The 18152-nt window shown below is 56.2% G+C and carries 19 protein-coding genes; 11 read left to right on the top strand and 8 right to left on the bottom strand.

Annotated elements, in window-relative coordinates; all coding sequences use genetic code 11:
• Nucleotides 1-62 precede the first annotated feature (62 nt).
• The 4 genes from EPN29_14200 to EPN29_14185 all read right to left on the bottom strand — a co-directional run bounded on the left by EPN29_14200 (nucleotide 63) and on the right by EPN29_14185 (nucleotide 2585).
• Nucleotides 63-1241, bottom strand: a complete 1179-nt coding sequence (locus tag EPN29_14200) for a hypothetical protein (GenBank protein ID TAN31020.1) — start codon at nucleotides 1239-1241, stop codon at nucleotides 63-65.
• Nucleotides 1242-1511: 270 nt separating this feature from the next.
• Nucleotides 1512-1601 (bottom strand): hypothetical protein, encoded by a 90-nt coding sequence (locus EPN29_14195; protein TAN31019.1) that lies wholly within the window; start codon nucleotides 1599-1601, stop codon nucleotides 1512-1514.
• Nucleotides 1588-2340 (bottom strand): hypothetical protein, encoded by a 753-nt coding sequence (locus EPN29_14190; protein TAN31018.1) that lies wholly within the window; start codon nucleotides 2338-2340, stop codon nucleotides 1588-1590. Before EPN29_14190 ends, EPN29_14195 begins: the two co-directional genes overlap by 14 nt.
• Entirely contained in the window at nucleotides 2337-2585 is a 249-nt protein-coding gene (locus EPN29_14185; GenBank protein ID TAN31017.1) for a hypothetical protein, read from the bottom strand. The genes EPN29_14190 and EPN29_14185 overlap by 4 nt, the downstream gene beginning before the upstream one ends.
• Before the next feature lie 587 nt (nucleotides 2586-3172).
• On the opposite strand from EPN29_14185, the gene EPN29_14180 reads away from it, so the two are divergent.
• The 3 genes from EPN29_14180 to EPN29_14170 all read left to right on the top strand — a co-directional run bounded on the left by EPN29_14180 (nucleotide 3173) and on the right by EPN29_14170 (nucleotide 5799).
• Entirely contained in the window at nucleotides 3173-3541 is a 369-nt protein-coding gene (locus EPN29_14180) for a carboxymuconolactone decarboxylase family protein (protein ID TAN31021.1), read from the top strand.
• A gap of 113 nt (nucleotides 3542-3654) precedes the next feature.
• The gene (locus EPN29_14175; GenBank protein ID TAN31016.1) at nucleotides 3655-5013 is read left to right on the top strand and encodes an NAD(P)/FAD-dependent oxidoreductase; all 1359 of its coding nucleotides are present in this window, start codon (nucleotides 3655-3657) and stop codon (nucleotides 5011-5013) included.
• A gap of 327 nt (nucleotides 5014-5340) precedes the next feature.
• On the top strand, nucleotides 5341-5799 hold the full coding sequence (locus tag EPN29_14170) for a carboxymuconolactone decarboxylase family protein (protein ID TAN31015.1): 459 nt from the start codon (nucleotides 5341-5343) through the stop codon (nucleotides 5797-5799).
• 482 nt (nucleotides 5800-6281) lie between these two features.
• Here EPN29_14170 and EPN29_14165 read toward each other — a convergent pair whose 3' ends face one another.
• From EPN29_14165 to EPN29_14155, 3 genes are all read right to left on the bottom strand, one after another.
• Nucleotides 6282-7286 carry a hypothetical protein gene (locus EPN29_14165; GenBank protein TAN31014.1) on the bottom strand — a complete coding sequence of 335 codons (1005 nt, stop codon included), beginning with the start codon at nucleotides 7284-7286 and terminating at the stop codon, nucleotides 6282-6284.
• 420 nt (nucleotides 7287-7706) lie between these two features.
• Nucleotides 7707-8678 (bottom strand): DNA-3-methyladenine glycosylase 2 family protein, encoded by a 972-nt coding sequence (locus tag EPN29_14160; GenBank protein ID TAN31013.1) that lies wholly within the window; start codon nucleotides 8676-8678, stop codon nucleotides 7707-7709.
• Between the two features lie 44 nt (nucleotides 8679-8722).
• Nucleotides 8723-11587, bottom strand: a complete 2865-nt coding sequence (locus EPN29_14155) for an aconitate hydratase (GenBank protein ID TAN31012.1) — start codon at nucleotides 11585-11587, stop codon at nucleotides 8723-8725.
• A gap of 566 nt (nucleotides 11588-12153) precedes the next feature.
• On the opposite strand from EPN29_14155, the gene EPN29_14150 reads away from it, so the two are divergent.
• Nucleotides 12154-13377: an NAD(P)/FAD-dependent oxidoreductase gene (locus EPN29_14150; protein TAN31011.1), complete on the top strand. Its 1224-nt coding sequence runs from the start codon at nucleotides 12154-12156 to the stop codon at nucleotides 13375-13377.
• A 69-nt stretch (nucleotides 13378-13446) separates the two neighbouring features.
• Here the strand turns inward: EPN29_14150 and EPN29_14145 are convergent, their stop codons facing one another.
• Nucleotides 13447-13644: a hypothetical protein gene (locus EPN29_14145; GenBank protein TAN31010.1), complete on the bottom strand. Its 198-nt coding sequence runs from the start codon at nucleotides 13642-13644 to the stop codon at nucleotides 13447-13449.
• A gap of 243 nt (nucleotides 13645-13887) precedes the next feature.
• On the opposite strand from EPN29_14145, the gene EPN29_14140 reads away from it, so the two are divergent.
• The 7 genes from EPN29_14140 to fliP all read left to right on the top strand — a co-directional run bounded on the left by EPN29_14140 (nucleotide 13888) and on the right by fliP (nucleotide 18152).
• On the top strand, nucleotides 13888-14166 hold the full coding sequence (locus EPN29_14140; protein TAN31009.1) for a flagellar protein FlbD: 279 nt from the start codon (nucleotides 13888-13890) through the stop codon (nucleotides 14164-14166).
• Nucleotides 14163-14948 (top strand): motility protein A, encoded by a 786-nt coding sequence (locus EPN29_14135; protein TAN31008.1) that lies wholly within the window; start codon nucleotides 14163-14165, stop codon nucleotides 14946-14948. Before EPN29_14140 ends, EPN29_14135 begins: the two co-directional genes overlap by 4 nt.
• Nucleotides 14945-15730: a hypothetical protein gene (locus tag EPN29_14130; GenBank protein TAN31007.1), complete on the top strand. Its 786-nt coding sequence runs from the start codon at nucleotides 14945-14947 to the stop codon at nucleotides 15728-15730. Before EPN29_14135 ends, EPN29_14130 begins: the two co-directional genes overlap by 4 nt.
• Nucleotides 15731-15758: 28 nt before the next feature.
• Nucleotides 15759-16649, top strand: coding sequence for a hypothetical protein (locus EPN29_14125; protein ID TAN31006.1), 891 nt, complete (start codon nucleotides 15759-15761; stop codon nucleotides 16647-16649).
• On the top strand, nucleotides 16646-16975 hold the full coding sequence (locus tag EPN29_14120; GenBank protein ID TAN31005.1) for a flagellar motor switch protein FliN: 330 nt from the start codon (nucleotides 16646-16648) through the stop codon (nucleotides 16973-16975). The genes EPN29_14125 and EPN29_14120 overlap by 4 nt, the downstream gene beginning before the upstream one ends.
• A gap of 3 nt (nucleotides 16976-16978) precedes the next feature.
• The gene (locus tag EPN29_14115; protein TAN31004.1) at nucleotides 16979-17401 is read left to right on the top strand and encodes a hypothetical protein; all 423 of its coding nucleotides are present in this window, start codon (nucleotides 16979-16981) and stop codon (nucleotides 17399-17401) included.
• A gap of 64 nt (nucleotides 17402-17465) precedes the next feature.
• Entirely contained in the window at nucleotides 17466-18152 is a 687-nt protein-coding gene (fliP, locus tag EPN29_14110; GenBank protein ID TAN31003.1) for a flagellar biosynthesis protein FliP, read from the top strand.

The following is an 18152-nucleotide window of genomic DNA, read 5'->3' as shown; positions in this document are numbered from 1 at the left end:
CCATTGATGCGCTTAGCCCGGCTTGACTACCTGGCCGGTGAAGCGACGACGCACCATGGTATTCAGCTGGAGTATGAAACCGGGCCAGTCCAGCTTATGCCACCATCGACCGTGCGCCATAGCTCCTCTCTTGAAACAGTCGAGCTTGGACCGCCGGTGGAATACACGACCAATGCAGAACCGACCGACGGGGTTGTGAAACCAATCCAGGCTACCCACGACTCTCCGGGGCCGCCCACCTGGACATGGGAAAACGTCTTTCCTCCGTCGGCAGTGCGCAGCAAAGCTCCGGTAACTCCCGGATCAAGGATTGCAGTCGAGTCATCCGCCGGAGCCAGCTGGGCCGAATTATTAAGAGGCTCAGCGTTGATAGACGTCCAGCTTTTCCCACCATCAGCGGACCGGAATGCCCCCGCCTGCATGCCCGTCGCACACACAGCCCAGAGCACGGTGCTTGAACTTGCTTCAATCTGGCCCCCCAGGTCACTAAAGCAGGGGCTGGCAAAGGAATTGAAGTGGTTCCCATAGTCCGTGGAGGTGAGCAGATCCTGTTTGTTCGCGCTGGCCAAAGCTCCTATGGAAATCCACAGAGAGGATCCGTGAGCTGCCATCGTCGCCAGCGGCCCGGTTTGAGATGCTGGCAAGGTTATCGTTGACCACGTTGAGGTTCCCACAGGCGAACGCTTCAAGGCGAGATTGATGCATTTGCCTAATTGATTGCAGGATGATGCGGTGACCGCATACGCATAGCCACCGCTCGAGGCGAAGGCCAAGATTTCTCCCAGATCGATTTTCTTCCAAGTGATCCCACCATCGGTGGTAGCCCATAAGGGTGCGCTGGACCGGATGCCGAATGCAAATCCATCCAGTGGTGTTACAAATCGCAATGTATCGATATAGCTCGTGTATGAACCGGGTCCCTGTCTGGGACCTACTGGGGATGAAGGTGCTGAGACCTTTGAGAAATGCTTGCCCCCGTCGGTTGTGTGCACGATCGAGGTGCACAATGAATTCGGGCATTGCCCCAGACCAAGCAGCCAGTACTGATCAGCCGAAACTGCAGTGAAGGAGACCGGATAAAACTGCAGCTGGCTGCTCGGAGAACTAGTCGTCGTTGTGCCAACCGCGGATGTGGCACTCGAGGAGACCTGAGGCGAATTGCCACACGACGAAATTAACAAAGTGGAAATCGCCATGCTTACCAGCGGCGGAATTGACCTTGCCTTCCCTATGAATTTCAAATGATTCCCCTCTCACTGGGCATTCTCGCCAATACTGAAGCAGAACAACAGGCTGGATCAGCCACTCAACTCTCCAATGATGCAGCTGACAAGTGTCCCATCGTCATTGAAGACCGCCGCATAGCTGTACTTGGACTCGCTATCAGTGGCAAGCCAAGCCAGGCCCGTTACGTCATTTCCGTCTACGTCGTCCGACCGGACGACAACGCCTTCACCCAGTTGCCCCTCAATGGCTGCAACCAAATTGGCGAACGCGGCGGCTCAAAGGTCTCAGCAGAAATGATACCTGCGGCCGCCAATTTCCTGGTCAACATCCCCCCAGGTGGATCCACACAGATCACAAGGGTCACCCTTCGCCATCAGCCCTCGCTTTGGAATTCAGTCCGGCGTCTATCACTGTAGCCAATTCCCACAGGGCGTTCATCATTAGCCTCAGCTGATCCATAGCCTCTTTTAGCACCGCCAGGATCTCGTCTTCGCGCCCAGCCGGGGTATAGCGCGCAAGGATTTCGACGGTTTCATGCCCGTGACCCGCATCGGCCTGATCGCTGACCCTGAAGAACTCAAGATTCTCCTCTTCAAGTCCGAGGATATCGGCATAGGGTTCAGGGTTAAGTCCGGTGCCCGACTGAACACCATATTTCAAAGGGAGGTTCCGGTCTCCCAAAATCTCCAGGCCATTAACAGCAGCGAAGCCGATGAGCCAATCGGGGTTGCGCGCTTTCCTCCACAACCATTCAAAGAGATCAGATGACTGTGGAAGCTCCGGGTAAGTCTCGATCTCATTTTGGCTAAGACCGACACTTTCTCCTAGGCGGGTCAAGAGCTGGTAGTGGTTGCCATCGCTTTCAGGATCGCGGACAACCTCGGACATTAGGTTTTCCACCTCGTAGGCCAGCACCGCAAACTCAGGACAGTTCGACATTATTGACCCCACCCAGCGTGGAAACAGCCGCGAGAATTTGGTCCACTGAAGCACAAAAGCCCTCGTTACGCCGATTGTGGGCCCGTTTGCCATCGCAGCTATCAGCGGCGGCGGATCAAGAAACCATCCCTCGATTACCGCCTTTTCAACCCTGGATGCCATAGATTGATTCATCGTTTCACCACCTCGTCGGATGGCCTCTCTTCGGCCAGCAGGCTGACCAGCAGCCGCTCAATTTCCTCAATGGATTTGCGGTGCTTGGTCAAGTTGCGGTTTAGCCACATCACGTGGGCGCCGTCGCTGGCTTCTGCTTTCTCCACCAGATGGGATGCCAGGACATATAGATCTTGCGCCGGGCTAGCGCAGACCGGGCAAAGCAGAGATCCGTCCGTGCTGCGTGCTCTCAGTAAACCTTTCACATGATCACGCTCAAATCCGCTAGATTTCCATTACGAATCTATCACCACTACGCGCAATTTAGCATCAGCAGCCAGGTGAACGGCGCTCCACGAGATGCCTCACACGCTCGGGAACTGAGTCCAAAAAACAGTCCCCCGTAAAGACGTCTTGGGCATGTTTCCAAAGACCATCGATACACCGATGTCAAAAGAAACGCTGAAATAACTTTTAATGGTTCAAAAGGGCATTGCGCTCCATCTCAGCATGACAGAGAGAATCCTGCTTAAGCTTAGGCATCGCATATCTCTAGTCTGGAATAGAATAAATGAAACACACGCGGTGCAATGAAGCCCTTCAGCGACTCCCAACACAATTGAGAGGGTACGGCAGATGGCGAAAGCGTTAATTCCAAGCAGTACGAGGCGCATGATCGCTGCAAATTCGCCTGAGGCGTTTCGGCAATCCTTTGCCTTTTCCGCGTGTTTTGAACTTTGCGGTTTTGTCCAGCCAGACCTCATCAGTGGTAAAACTCGTTCTTACCATTACAGTTTCCTGGCTGTGGCTCCGGAAATCCAAGTCCACCAGTTCTTTAAATTATCTGGCAAGTATGCACCAAGGAGAGACAGTGACAACATTGACCGATGACAACAGCGTATATCCCCCCGCTACCGCGGAGATTGGAAAGCGCCGCAAAGAACTTGCGCCCGAAATTCACGAGGCATTTGAAACCTTTAGCCGTGCCGTTTTCAGCCAAGGCGCTCTTCCGGAAAAAACAAAACAACTTATCGCAGTGGCAGTGGCCCACGTAACACAGTGCCCCTATTGCATAGCGGGCCACACAAAGCTAGCCCAGCGAAAAGGCGCGACCGACCAAGAAATAATGGAGGCAATCTGGGTGGCAGCGGAAATGCGGGCCGGAGGTGCCTTTGCCCATTCAACGATCGCGCTTCACACTCTTGACAAAATTGAACATTAGGACAACTTTTTTGACGAAAAGCCACTGGAGTTTGCCAGTGGTCAAGACATGAACGCTGGCTACAGCACTGCTGCTTCTCTTGGAGCTACCCAGGCCACGGAGGAAACAAGGAGGTGTCATTGGAGCGAGTTTTGATAGTTGGTGGAGGGTTTGGCGGCTTGGCGGCGGCAAAACGGCTTCGAGAAGCACCCCTTGACATTCGTCTCATCGATCGCCACAATTTTCATACCTTCCAGCCGCTCCTTTATCAGGTGGCAACTGCCGGCCTCGATACTGCGGATGTGGCATACCCCATCCGCACAATCCTGCGCAGGAGGAGCAATATCCGCTTCATACACGGCCTAGTGTCGAACATCGACTTTGGCCGACGAAGTGTCATCCTCGAAGACGGAGCAGCCCTCCAATACGACCACCTCATCATTGCCACTGGAGCAACCGCGTCCTTCCTCGGGATTCCGGGAGTGCGGCAACATGCTCTTCCCCTTTACACTCTTGACGACGCCCGCTGGGTTCGCAACAAAGTTCTTGCCGCGCTGGAGCGTGCCGACAACGATCCAAACGGGGCCGGCGGTGCCGCAGTATTTGTGGTAGTCGGCGGCGGTCCCACGGGAGTCGAAACTGCTGGTGCCCTGTCTGAACTCATCGACATCACCATGCGTCATGACCGCCTTCGCCTGGATCCACTTCGCACCCGGGTAGTCCTCATTGAAGGACGCGACCGCTTGTTGCCGAGCTTTTCTGCGCATGCAGGCACCTATGCCGAAAAGGCTCTGTCCTCCCGCGGTGTCGATATCCGTCTCAATGCCCAGGTTGCATCTGTATCCCCAACCGATGTGACTCTGGTCGACGGGCAGGTAATAAGCGCATCGGTCGTTATCTGGGTAGCGGGCATCACTGTGGATGGTACCCTTGCCTCGACTTTGCCTGAGCAGCTCCATGGACCCGGCGGGCGGATCCAGGTCGAATCTGATCTCACGGTTCCTGGCCATCCAGAAGTTTTCATTGTCGGTGACGCCGCAGCAATCCGGCCATCTGAAAATAACGTTCATTCCGGAAATGCAACTAGGTCCCATGGCGCCGCCACCTTGTATCCGCAAGTGGCTCAGGTTGCGATCCAATCTGGCGATCACGCGGCACTGCAGATTCTCAATCGGATCAATGGACAACGAACTGAAGAGTTTGTTTACCGCGAACGCGGGGTGATGGCAACGGTTGGCCGCAGAGCAGCTGTGGCCCAGCTAAAACATGGACTAGTGATTAGCGGCACTCTGGGCTGGCTGGCTTGGCTGGCGTTGCACCTGGTATATCTGATTGGCTTTCGCAATCGGATCGCCGTCCTCATCAACTGGGTTTGGAGGTATTTCAAGTGGCCTTCAGGACCGCGCTTGATTGTTGGCGACATTGGATACAAACCAGGTGCGCCAGAGGTCCAATGTCCTGACTGTCCTCACCTAAAACCTGATCACCAGTAGCAGGGCCGATCCGCTTCGACAGGAAGATTCTGCCAGCCGGCCAAAACAACACCCGCCAATGGCGAAACAAAACGCATTCAAAGTTAACTCATTCAACCACGAAGGAACCCCGATCCACCTAAGCCGGATCCGTTCAATTGAATCGCGTGCTCAGTTTGATATTTGGGGGACAAGCCGCACCAGCAAAAAGCAAACATCTAGGTATTGATCAGGCGGCACTAACAGCTTCGATAGGTCATGACTACAATGGAAAGCAAACATTTGCTCTAAGCGCCACAACCGCAAAAGCCTTAACGGCTTGGTCTGTTATGGAGAAAGGACCGGAAGATGCGAGTGGACTACCGGAAAATCTATCCTGAGGCATTGCAGGCGATGAGGGGGCTGGAAGATGCGGTCCATGCCAGCACTCTAGAGGCAGAACTTCTTGAGCTTGTAAAGATTCGCGCTTCCCAGCTGAACGGCTGCGGCTATTGCCTCGATATGCACACGAAAGATGCCAGCGCAATAGGAATGAGTCCGCAACGGCTTCATCTTGTTGCGGCATGGAAAGAAGCGCCGATGTATTCGCCCAGGGAACGCGCTGGACTGGCCTGGTGCGAGACGCTCACGCTGCTGCCGAACTCAGACGCACCAGACGAGATCTACAAAGAATTGGAAAATGTCTTCAGCCCGGAGGAGATAGTCGCTTTGACACTAGCGGTCGTAGCAATCAATGGCTGGAATCGTTTTGCCGTAGGTCTGCGCTCTCCTGTCGGCAGCTATCAGCGCAATGAGGCAACCAACTGAGTCGTGCGGGGCGCTTGAAAATCTGCAAACGAGAAAAATCTGCATCAATACGGTTCCGGATTTCAGTGTGGGCTGCCAGGTATGAAGTTGACGCCGACACAGATCTTGCCAAAGCGAAAATTGAGACTGAACGGTTCCGCGGCCGGGTCTTGAATCCGCAACCTCAGCCAACCCCGCACCAAGGCAGCGATCAGGTACCGGAGCCGGAAGGCCAGTGACCTCCAAAGCTGGCCCGACACAATGCAGCCAGACCTCAAACGATTGACGAGCAAATCTGTGGGCCCAGATCCTGGTTCGCGGCCTAAACCGCGGTGGTGGCCGAGCCCCAGCGCCGTTGCCGTGATCGTTCATACGGGACGGCCACTCGGGACCCCGGCCTCAACAATCTTCAAGGCAAATTCGAACTGAAATTTTCAAAAATGATCCAAAATACGAATCCAAAGACCGCGAATCCTTAAATAAATGCGATACCCAACGCCCAATTAGTCGGACTCGAAATCCAAGATCATAAGATGTGCCTGCGGCCGCGTGATCTGATCGAATGCGACATAGGCAATGGCTACTTTCGAATCAGAAACCGCAGCCACTGCTGTGGGCCACCGTCGCCCATGCAACCTGAGAACCGTCGCACTTGCTCCGTCAGCGGTGATGCGACGCACAGCACCGTTGCCATGGTCGGCAACCCAAACGGAGTCATCGGAACCAACCGCAATACCGGTTGGCCAGCGCATACCAGCCTCCGGACCTTTCCCGTCCTGATCGCCCCCTAGGGAATCTCCAGCAAAAGTCGTAACTTGTCCGTCAGGTGTTATACCGCGAATCACGTTATTTCCCGTGTCAGCAACATAGCAGGTGCCTAAAGAATTAAATTCGAGAGCCCCTGGACGACGAAGGCGCGCATCAGGACCGCAGCCATCTCCGTAGTCGTAGATAGATCCAGCGAGAGTTGTGACGTAACCATCAGGGGATATCAATCTGATCCGGTCATTTCCAGAATCGGCCACATAGCAGCTCCCATCGCTTGCCAGTGCCACGTCAAGGGGAAAGCTGAACATGGCTTCACCGGCCGGACCATCGCGATAGCCATTAGCTCCGCCAGCAACGACCCGAAATGAACCGTCAGGCGAGACCGCGCTAATCCTATGGCGGGCACTGTCGGCCAAATAAATCGAACCATCAAAAGCAAATGCGAGACCGGCCGGAGTAGCGATGTCTTGGTGGAATTGCCCTTTCCCATCTATGCCAGCTGGAACCAACCTGAAAATCGCGCCAACACGCTCCAGGTCAATTTGCCAGATGTCACCAGACGAAAAATCTGAGACAATCAGAGAATTTTCGCCGCTCGATGCGATGCCACCGGGCCGGCCCGGGAATGAGAACACCAGCCTGCCGGAGCCTTGTTTCGGGTATATTGACCAGTGATCATTTTTCGGTATTTCCTCATCATGGATTTGGCTGAAGTGACCTTTTTCAGGAAGATCGCTCATTTCACCTCCCTGTCTCCCGGAGCATCGGCGACCAGAAAAACCCCATAAGACAAAAATGTGGCCGCATATGATTAGAGTCTGCCAAAGTCGCTGCGCTCACAAAACAGAACACGTGCCAGAATTTGCAGGTATCCGGACCAATCGATTCAGATCCTTTTTACTGAGACTCCGGAGGCCTGAAAATAGGCCTCGCTTCAAGCAACCACTCTCCAGAGACTGGATTCGCCAATCTTTTGGCAGCCTGACCATTCCAAAGCTGAGCCTATCATGTTTTTTCTAGTCTTCGCTAGTATTACTGATTCAGAATTTCAGCGGCAGGCAAAAGAAGACGAATCCTGATCGCCTGGATCCTTATAGCTCAAGAGTCTCGAGCAGGCAGGTTCAGGTTGACTGGCGGGCTGGCCCGTCTGGCCACCACAATCAGCTTTCAAAGGTTGGGCCTGAGCCTGTGGCAATCAACCCCCTGCTGGCAAGGCTGTCGAGAAGCAGATGAAAGTAGACTATTCCACCGTAAGGCCACCATGCTCTGCAGAATTCCCCAACCGTGTCGTAATTGGCGTCAGCGGCTAATCCAAAACGGCGCTGAAGGTTGTTGCGCGCCCCGACATCGTCAGCAGGAAGGATATTCCAGCGCCCCAGTCCACGCAGCAGCGTATATTCCGTGCTCCACCTTCCAATTCCATGAAAGCGCGTGAGGATGGCGGACGCCTCACGGTCATCAAGCTTGGCAAGGCCTTCGAGGTCAACCTCTCCGGCCGCTACCTGACCTGCAAGCAAAGCTATAGTGCCGGCCTTGGACCTGCTGAACCCAAGATTTCGCAGATCGGCCTGGTCCGCGCTCCTAAGAGCCTCGGCCGAAGGAAACGCGCGGTCTTCATTGCGATACCCGGGAATCGAGTCCCCATAATTGAGGGTGAGGCGATTCAGGAGGTGTATTCCCACCTCAAGAGATAACTGTTGGCAGGCTACCGCATTGATCATCGCCTCGAACACGCTCGGAAAACGGGGAGGCCGAAAACCAAGGAACTTCTGGGAAATGGCGCTCATGACACCATCGGGCCCGGCCATTTCATAAAAACCACTTAGATCCTCTTTAAGACCGAGCATTCGTTCAAGAATTTGGCGGACCTGTGCGATGATCTGATCACCCAAGTCCCTGCCTGGGCTGTCGAGATCCACGGACAGCCTTGCCCTTGCCTGGCCCTCACCCGATAGCTGCCTTACCCGCACCCTCATCGGAGATCCCCCGATAACCAGGGTGCGCCCATAATAGGCGCCGTCCCAACTGTCCATCAGATTGTGCGCTCTTCGGCGCAGCACCCACACCGTCGCATCAAGGCGGTAAGGCGCCTGTAATTCAACCTCGAATTGATGGCTCCCCACGCTCGGCATACCATCCTTTCGTGGAGCTGAAGATAGAGTCCTGAAGCCTAAGACTATGCCCGCGAAGCCTCGCCCGCCAGCTCGCGCAACACGAAAGGAAGAACGCCGCCATGGCGAAAATGCTCGCGTTCACTTGGTGTTTCGAGACGCGCCCGAACAGGTACCTTTCGTCCATCCGCTAAAACTTGCAGCCCTTCGCCGCCGCCATTGAAAAGCGAAGCAATCCCGGTGATATCAAAGGTCTCCTCACCGCTGAGCCCGAGACTCTCGACGGAGGCACCCTCCTCGAATTGGAGCGGCAGTACTCCCATGCCGACCAGGTTGGAGAGGTGGATCCTTTCGTAGCTCTCGGCAAGCACCGCGCGAACCCCGAGAAGCATTGTGCCCTTGGCTGCCCAGTCCCGCGAGGATCCGGAGCCATACTCTTTGCCTGCCAGTACTACCAATGGGATATCTGCTTGCCGGTACTTCTCTGCGGCCTCGAAGATCGAAAGCTGCTCACCGGTGGGAAGATAGCGGGTGAACCCGCCTTCAACGCCAGGGACCAGTCCGTTTCTCAGACGCACGTTCGCAAAGGTTCCGCGCCACATCACCTCATGATTTCCTCTCCGTGCCCCGAAAGAATTGAAGTCCTTTGGCTGGACTCCCTTCCCGATCAGATACTGTCCTGCCGGTCCCGAAACCGAGATGGAACCGGCAGGCGAGATGTGGTCAGTTGTGATGCTGTTGCCAAGGACGGCTAGAGCTCTGGCTCCACGGATGTCGGCCAGTTCTGGAACATCTGTTGTGATTCCATGCAGGAACGGCGGCTGCTGCACGTAAGTGGAGTCCGGCTGCCAATCAAAGCGGAGGCCGGTTCCTGATTCCAGCAAAGCCCATCGCTCGTCGCCATCGAACAGAGTCGCATAAGACGAAGTGAACTGCTGGCGGCCGAGCACGTCATCGACAACGGCATTTATCTCAGATGTGCTTGGCCAAAGGTCCTTGAGCAGGATCGGATCACCATTTGGAGCATATCCAAGCGGCTCAGTCACAATGTCAATGTCCATCGTGCCCGCCAGGGCATAGGCCACAACCAGCGGCGGAGAGGCGAGATAGTTCATGCGCACCTCAGGATGTATCCTGCCTTCGAAATTGCGGTTCCCAGAGAGTACGGCGCACGTGGCCAGATCCCCTTTGGCAATAGCTTCTGAAACCCCTTCAAGCAGCGGCCCGGAGTTGCCGATGCAGGTTGTGCATCCGTAGCCCACCAAATCGAAGCCAAGTTGGGTAAGTGGCTGGGCAAGCCCGGCACGTTCCAGGTATTCGGTCACCACCCGGGAACCTGGCGCCAACGAGGTCTTGACCCATGGCTTGGATTGCAGCCCAAGCTCCACTGCCCGTTTAGCCAGGAGCCCGGCGCCCAGCATGACTTGAGGGTTGGAGGTGTTGGTGCAGCTGGTAATCGCAGCAATCACAACATGGCCATCGTCAATCTCAACCTTTTGGCCCTTGACCTCAGCTGTTACTGCCCGTGAGATGCGGCGTGGTTCCGGCGTGCAGTCGTCTTGGGCCAGCCGGGCCTGCAGGAACGGATCGGGCTTGCCGGACCCGTTCTGCCCCGCCATTTCCGCTGGCGGATCGCTGGCTGGAAATGACTCCACCGAAGCCTCTTCGGGGCTGCCATCGACAATCTCAGCAGAGACCGTGGGCTCGGCTTGCCCGTTGACATCAATTGCCCCGGGCTCGAGATGCCCAAGCGCCGTGCGGAAACTACGCCGGGCCTTGCTCAATGCAATGCGGTCCTGAGGGCGGGAGGGACCTGAAATGCTCGGTTCGATTTCAGACAGATCCAAAGTGATCAGCTCCGAAAACATAGCCCGTTCGCTGTTCGCCTCATGGAAGAGGCCCTGCTCCTTGGCATAGCGCTCGACAAGGTTGACATGCTCGTCCGAACGGCCGGTCAGCCTGAGATAATCAAGCGTGACCTCATCGATGGGGCTTATGGCGCAAGTGGCCCCGTACTCGGGGGCCATATTTCCGAGCGTGGCCCGATGCTCTGCTCGAAGCCGCGAAAGCCCGGGCCCGGTGAACTCCACAAACTTGCCAACAACTCCATGCCGGCGCAGAAGCTCGGCCATTGTCAGCACAAGATCAGTGGCAGTCACCGTTGGACCGAGCTCACCTAAAAGTTCCACTCCCACCACAGCAGGTGTGGGCATCGGAAGGGGCTGGCCAAGCATGGCAGCCTCGGCCTCAATGCCTCCAACCCCCCAACCCAGAACGCCCAATCCATTCACCATCGTGGTATGGGAGTCCGTTCCAACCAGAGTGTCAGGGAACACCTCACCTTCATCGGTGACAAACACCACGCGCGCCAGATATTCCAGGTTCACCTGGTGGCAAATTCCGGTATCGGGAGGCACTACAACAAAGTGGTCGAAGGCCTGCTGGGCCCAGCGAAGCAGGCGATAACGCTCAACGTTTCTCTCGTATTCAATTTTCGCATTGATGCCAAATGCCGCAGGGCTCCCGGACACCTCGGCAATAACGGAATGGTCTATGACGAGTTCAACCGGCACTCTTGGACTTACAAGAGCTGGATCACCACCCAGCTCGGCCAGAGCATCGCGCAGCGCCGCCAGGTCGACAACGGCGGGCACCCCTGTAAAGTCCTGGAGCAGAACCCGCTCGGGCGTGAAAGCCACGACGCTTTCTTCTTCTTTATGCCCCGACCATTGTGCCAACGCAACTACATCTTCCGAGGTGATTAGGCGCCCGTCTTCATGACGGAGCAGGTTTTCAAGGAGTATCTTGATCGAATAGGGCAGGCGGGCGATGTCGGCAATATCACTTAGGGCTGCAAGACGGCATATCCGGTAGTTCTTTGCATCCAGCGCGAGACTGCTCCGGGCTCCAAAGCTGTCAACTGGTGTCATGATAACTTCCTCCTCGAATGAGTGACCATTGAACACTTATGAAGGGACTCATTGGAATGCAGGCAGTAAAAGAAATCTGCCCAACAAGACTTTGACCTAAAAGCCACGATACTAAACCTGGGCCGGGCGGGGACATCGCTCATGGAACTTATCGCATTATTGCTTTTCGTTTTCGATATGCCAGGGCAACGATCAAGAGCAGCCTCACAGGGCACATCCAGAAAAAACCACGGAAAGCAGGCGATCTGCCCGCGAAGTCTAAGCCATGCCAAGCACGACGGTCCGCCACTTTGAAACTGCCTGTCAGCACAACCTTTACCAGCCCAGCCTCTATTGACAACTCACTCCTGATGGGACAGAATCGGATTAGGCAGCCACAGCAGTTGGAAAACCAAGTGAAAAGAGTTGACATCTGGCCCGCTGAAGAACGGATGTCACAGGAATCAAAGAGCTGAGCGAAATTTAGATCCGAGATATTGCCTATTCCTAGTCCGCGAACAACCTCGCCGAAACGGCTTACTGTGACAGGCGGTGCCTGGATTGAGGCAAAGGAGAGGAGCCGGCATATGCCATCACCGCAGAACTTCGTTATAGTTGGAGCCAGCCTTGCCGGGGCAAAAGCGGCTGAGACACTTCGCAGCGAAGGTTTCGAAGGGCGGGTTATCCTCTTGGGCGAGGAGCCGGTCCGCCCTTATGAGCGCCCCCCTCTCTCGAAGGGATACCTGCGGGGCGAGGACGAGTTCGACTCCGCTGCCGTTCACCAGGCCGACTTCTACGACACTCAAGGCATCGAGCTGCGCACCTCGACAGTGGTCACCGGCATCGACCCCAGGTCGTCGGAGATCGAACTCTTGGGCGGAGAACGTATCCGCTATGACCAGCTCCTCGTGGCGACCGGGGCCTCTCCAAGGCGCTTGTCGATACCGGGCTCTGAACTTGCCGGGATCCATTACCTGCGCAGCGTCGCCGATTCCGACGCACTGCGCCAAGCGATCAATACGGCTGTGCCGGTAGTCGTGATCGGAGCGGGATGGATCGGTGCGGAGGTTGCGGCCTCGGCCCGCCAACTCGGTGCAGAAGTAGCGCTGGTCGAACTCGAGTCAGTACCTCTCAAGCGGGTGCTGGGCGAAGAGGTTGGCAAAATCTACAAAGACCTGCATGCTGAGCACGAGGTCAAACTGCACTTCGGAGTTGGCATCGAATCGTTTCGCGGCACCAGCAAAGTTGAGGAGGTCGTTCTCGGCAATGGAACTACGCTCCCCGCTGGGGTGGTCGTCGTGGGCGTCGGGGTGGCCCCCCGGACAGAGCTGGCCCAGGCTGCGGGGCTGGCACTTGACAACGGCATCGTAACCGACGAGCACCTCGCATCCAGCATCCCTGGCATTTTCGCCGCAGGTGATGTCGCCAACGTCTTTTACCCGGCCTATGGCCAGCACATCCGACTCGAGCACTGGTCGGCGGCACTAAATCAAGGCCCAATAGCTGCAAAGAACATGCTTGGAAAAAATGTCGCCTACGACAAGATTCCGTTCTTCTACTCCGACCAGTACGAATTTGGCATGGAATACCGTGGCTGGGCTCCGGCCTTCGACAAGGTCGTACTGCGGGGCGACGTCTCGCGGCGCGAGTTTATCGCCTTCTGGATACGCCACGGCAAGGTTGCTGCGGCGATGAATGCCAACATATGGGATCAGGGCGACGCTATCGAGGCGCTGATAAGAGCCGGCCGGCCTGTCGACGCCGGCCGGCTTGCCGACGCCAGCATAGATCTGGCTAACTTGGGTTCCTGAGGCTGGCGATCAAAGCACCTGACCGGCAGCTTGTCATCTGCGGCACCCTGGCTTCGTACCAATAGGGCCTTAAGAATACTTCTCCTCGTCCAGAGCGAACTTGATCTTTGGATACGCTGCACTCATGCAGCAGGGACAAGACTTGTACCAGCGGCGCATACCTTCGTCGATAACGACGCGGTCCTCTTCCCGGCTTTCATGAGTGTGCTCAGGCCGATCGACATCTGACATTTGAAATTCCTCATTGACTTTCTCGAGCTGCACCACAGTTTATCTAGCATCAGCTAGAAAAACAATAGATGCTCCGGCAGGCCAGTAGTACTTCTGATTGCATTGGCCTTTGAAGCCAATCCGGGACAGGCGACGCGCAAGCAGGACTGGCGCTTCGCTTTGATTCGGATCGGCTGCAGGCCGTTGATATGCATGATTCGCATGCGGCACCTCTCAATTCTGAACCCCATTGGGCCGTAATCTGGGGTATGAAATTCCCTATCTGGGAACGGAGACGGCGTGATAGCAGTACAGAAGCTTGACGGATCAAGGATCTACCTGAATGAGGACCTCATAGAGCGCGTGGAGGATGGGGCGGACGGGCAATCGGCGGTCTACCTGATAAACGGAGGTCACATTATCGTGGCGAATGATTCAAATGTCGTCATCGAGAGAATCCGTGCCGAGAAAGTTTCCCAGCTGCGCCGGGTCCACCATGGTCCCCAGCAGAGTAAGGCGGCACCTGCACACGTGATGGCGGCCGACGTGCCGATCTTGACTCAGGTAAAAGAGCAATGACCCCTATCGGTATCATTATTTCCATCGGTGCGCTGCTGGGTGCTATGACGATGGACCATGAAAACATCGGCTCGCTCATCAAGATCTCGTCGATGATCCTGGTTGTCGGGGGAAGCCTCGGTGCATCGATGGCCGGATTCGAGTTCCGCCAGATTCGGGTAATCCCCAAAGCACTCCTCATCGTGGTCAAGCCACGCAAGGGCCCGGATATCCGGGCAACCATCGACTCTCTGCTGGCAATCGCAAAGGAGGCACGGACCAACCCGTTGGTTCTCGAGGAATTGGAGACCGATGATATGTTCCTGAAAAAGGGCATCGAACTCATCATCTCGACGTCGGAACCCGATCGCGTGGCTGATCTCATGGCAACGGAAATCGACGGCCTTAGAGGGCGGCATCAGATAGCGGCCAAGTTTTTCTCTGATCTGGCAGGATATTCTCCAACGTTTGGAATTCTTGGAACAGTTGTTGGCTTGATCGGCGTGCTTGGCCAGCTCAGTTCACCCGGCAAGCTTGGACCGGCAATCGCTTCAGCCTTCACCGCCACTCTTTGGGGCGTGCTGCTCGCAAACGCGGTTTGGCTCCCAATCTCCAACAAGCTGCGCCGTCTCACCGATGAGGAAGTCTCCTTCCGCGAAATGGTGGTGGAGGGACTGCTCACTATGCAACTGAATGCATCGACTACAGAGCTCAAAGACCGCCTGTACGCGCATCTCTCGCCTTCAGAACGCGGTGAGACGCCGGCTCGAGGCCCACTGGAGGCTCCGGATGCCGCCGCATGAGCGCATCCGGACCCATGAAGGGAAAAATCCGTTCGCCATTGCGGCGCACCAAACATTCGGGTGCAGGCGCCGAAGAGGCTGGCGAGGGAGGCCAGGAGCGATGGCTGCTCACCTACGCCGACATGATCACCCTGCTATTGGTCCTGTTCATCGTGCTTTACGCCATCTCGACGATCGACCAGGCGAAGTACCAGGAATTCAAGCAGTCGGTTACGAGGGCCCTGCTTTCGCAGGTGCCCCATGGAACGACAAACCTCAGCCAGAACTCGACAGCGCCACAGACCAACGAATTGACACAGGCCAATCAACAGACCAATCAGCTCAAGCAGATCGAGCAAAAACTGACCGCCGCGCTAAAGAGCAAGGGACTGCTGGGGGATGTCACCTTCTCCATCAATTCATCCGGGCTTGTGGAAGGCCTTGTCGCCGACTCAACCTTTTTCAGCTCGGACGTGGCCGACCTGACGCCCATCGGGATGGAGGTGGTCGACACGTCTGCAGGCGCCCTCATTGGATTCTCGAATGCGATCGAAGTCGTCGGCTATACCGACAACAATCCAATTATCGGAGGCCCCTACCCAAACAACTGGGTGCTGTCAGCCGCCAGGGCAACCACGGTTCTGATCCGCATGACAACGGTCGATGGCATGGACCCGGGGCAGGTCGCTCTGATTGGCTACGGCCAGTATCACCCGCTGGCACCAAATTCTACGCCTGCAGGGCAGGCACAGAACCGCAGGGTCAACATAATAATCAGCCCTACCAGCACCTTCAAGCCATGACGAACATAATTCGAGACGCGGGTTTCCGATGAGCCAGAATGGAAAAGAGATCAGAAATCACGATTTTCGCCGCGGAGACGTTATCGAGCGAGTCAACCTGCAAGTGGTCCACGGGCTGCTCGAAACCTTTGCCCGCTCGGCGACGCAAAAACTCACTTCGACTCTTCATCAGCCCTGTGTATTAGAGATTGTGCGGCTGGACCAGCTGACCTGGAGCGACCTGGCGGCCGACCTGGAGACCGGCACCTACTTCTTCACCTTTTCATTGCCTCCGCTTGCAGGACGGGCTGCCCTGACGATCCCAACTGACGAAGTCTTGGCCATCGTTGACCTGCGGCTTGCAGGTTCGGGAGACGACGACTTCACAGGGCGGATACCCAGCGAACTTGATCAGGCATTCCTCGAACCCATAGTGGAGGATCTGATTGGCGAACTGGGCAAGGCCTTCGCCAGAATCCAGTCCACGGTGCCAATTCTCGAGGCGCAGGAAGGCAATATCCTGTTCGTCTCGATTGCTTCACCATCCGAAATGTGCATGGTGGCCCGCATGCTCTTCTGCGTGGCCAGCCGGCCTCCGCGTGAGGTGCTTATCATCTTTCCTCTCCAAATGGTGCGGACGCTGATCGACAGCCTGCATGCCAAGACGGCTCTTATGGGCGAGGGCCAGAAAGATTCAGTGGCCGCCGACACCCGCCGCCGCCTTATGGATATTCCCTTCAATGTCGTGTTTCAGTTCCCTAGCATGGTGACCACTCCGGCCGAGCTGCTCACACTCCAGGTCGGCGACATGTTCGGCCTGGGTCACCCGAAGGGCCGCCCGCTTGAGGTGCGCGCCGATGGGCTGCTGGTTGCCCTGGCAGAAATGTGCAGTTCAGGAGTGCACAAAGCTTGCGAGATCAAAGAGGAGGTTACAAGATGACGGCCTTAGAGGGCTTCGACGGCCTGCCGCCGGATTCGAAAGCGTCTTTGCCTGACGACAGGGACGAGGAGAGGCTACGCGTGCGGGAGGTGCAGTTCCGCAATGTTTCGGTGGAGGTATCGGCATGGATTGGAAAGACCAAGCTAACCTTCGGCGAGCTGAGCGACCTGCGTCCTGGCAAGGTGATCGAACTGGACCAGCCAGTCGGTGCGCCGATCGAGATCGTGCTCAACCGCGAAGTCGTGCTTGCCAGGGGTGAGGTGGTCGAGGTGGGCGACGAATACGGAATCCGTATAACCGAGATCGTCTCCGACAAGGACCTCTAGAAAATGGGAACCTCTCTGCTGGCCTTCGGACGGATGGTCCTGGTTCTGGGCCTAATCATCGCGGGACTTCTCTTATTAGCGCGATTCGCTCAAAAGCACCAGCTCAACGGAATTGGGCGGCTGGGAGGAAAGCAGCTTGGGCATATAGAAGTCTTGTCACGGCGCTCGCTCGGCCAGCACGTGTCTTTGCTCGTCGTCAGGGTGGCACGGCGCACGTTCCTCGTCGGTCAGAGCAACCAGCAGATGACGCTGCTGGCTGAGTTCGATGGAGACGAATGGGTGGATAGTGACCCGCCCGTTGCGGTGTCGGATGGTGGTAGCGATCAACTCCTGGCGCCAGGGACGGCGTCAGGTGCTGGGGGAACTTCCCCAGGGGCATGGGATGCCTTTATAGACCGTCTACGGGAGATGACTGTCCGGCACTAACGTCCCGGCACTCCTGAGGGAGTACCAATGGTTTTAAAGCACTCGGCGCCCGCGGGGACCGAAAATGACTCTTGAACTGCTTGCCGCGGCTTCGAGCATCAATGTCAACATCGGCGGGCTGAAAAATCCCTCGACCTCTGTACTTATCATCGTTGTTCTGACGGTCTTGGCCATAGCACCTTCGGTACTTATGCTCATGACGGCCTTTCCCCGCGTGTTTATCGTGCTGTCACTAACGCGAAACGCGCTCGGGACGCAAACGGTTCCTCCAAACCAGGTGCTGGCAGGGTTGGCGCTGATTCTTTCGCTTTTCATCATGGCCCCGGTACTGTCGACCATCAACCAGGTGGCTATCCAGCCCTACGAGCACGGGATCCTGACAGCGACTCAGGCAATCGACACCGGGGAAGTGCCGCTTAAACAGTGGATGCTGAAACAGACGAAGACAGAGGAACTCAAACTTTTCACCTCGTACAGCAACGAGAGCGCCAAGAACCCACAGTCGCTGCCATTGACCACGGTGATACCGGCCTTCGTGCTGTCGGAAATCGAGACCGCATTTCTGATTGGGTTCATGATCTTCATACCATTTATGATCATTGACCTGGTGGTATCCGCGATCATGATGTCGATGGGAATGTATATGCTGCCACCCACTCTGATCTCGCTCCCGTTCAAGATCCTTCTGTTCGTCCTGGTGAACGGGTGGTCGCTGGTAGTCCATTCACTATTGATCTCCTTCAACCGCTAA

The organism is bacterium, from assembly GCA_004299235.1.
Taxonomy (GTDB): domain Bacteria; phylum Chloroflexota; class Dormibacteria; order Dormibacterales; family Dormibacteraceae; genus SCQL01.
The sequence above is the reverse complement of the archived record's forward strand: the minus strand, read 5'-3'. Positions and strand labels throughout refer to the sequence as shown.

Coding starts and splice junctions, on each gene's coding strand:
- EPN29_14135 (TAN31008.1), top strand. CDS start 14,163: ATGACCCCTATCGGTATCATTATTTCCATCGGTGCGCTGCTGGGTGCT.
- EPN29_14120 (TAN31005.1), top strand. CDS start 16,646: ATGACGGCCTTAGAGGGCTTCGACGGCCTGCCGCCGGATTCGAAAGCG.
- EPN29_14130 (TAN31007.1), top strand. CDS start 14,945: ATGAGCGCATCCGGACCCATGAAGGGAAAAATCCGTTCGCCATTGCGG.
- fliP (TAN31003.1), top strand. CDS start 17,466: ATGACTCTTGAACTGCTTGCCGCGGCTTCGAGCATCAATGTCAACATC.
- EPN29_14195 (TAN31019.1), bottom strand. CDS start 1,601: ATGGCGAAGGGTGACCCTTGTGATCTGTGTGGATCCACCTGGGGGGAT.
- EPN29_14165 (TAN31014.1), bottom strand. CDS start 7,286: ATGAGCGATCTTCCTGAAAAAGGTCACTTCAGCCAAATCCATGATGAG.
- EPN29_14190 (TAN31018.1), bottom strand. CDS start 2,340: ATGAATCAATCTATGGCATCCAGGGTTGAAAAGGCGGTAATCGAGGGA.
- EPN29_14125 (TAN31006.1), top strand. CDS start 15,759: ATGAGCCAGAATGGAAAAGAGATCAGAAATCACGATTTTCGCCGCGGA.
- EPN29_14180 (TAN31021.1), top strand. CDS start 3,173: ATGCACCAAGGAGAGACAGTGACAACATTGACCGATGACAACAGCGTA.
- EPN29_14170 (TAN31015.1), top strand. CDS start 5,341: ATGCGAGTGGACTACCGGAAAATCTATCCTGAGGCATTGCAGGCGATG.
- EPN29_14115 (TAN31004.1), top strand. CDS start 16,979: ATGGGAACCTCTCTGCTGGCCTTCGGACGGATGGTCCTGGTTCTGGGC.
- EPN29_14150 (TAN31011.1), top strand. CDS start 12,154: ATGCCATCACCGCAGAACTTCGTTATAGTTGGAGCCAGCCTTGCCGGG.
- EPN29_14155 (TAN31012.1), bottom strand. CDS start 11,587: ATGACACCAGTTGACAGCTTTGGAGCCCGGAGCAGTCTCGCGCTGGAT.
- EPN29_14160 (TAN31013.1), bottom strand. CDS start 8,678: ATGCCGAGCGTGGGGAGCCATCAATTCGAGGTTGAATTACAGGCGCCT.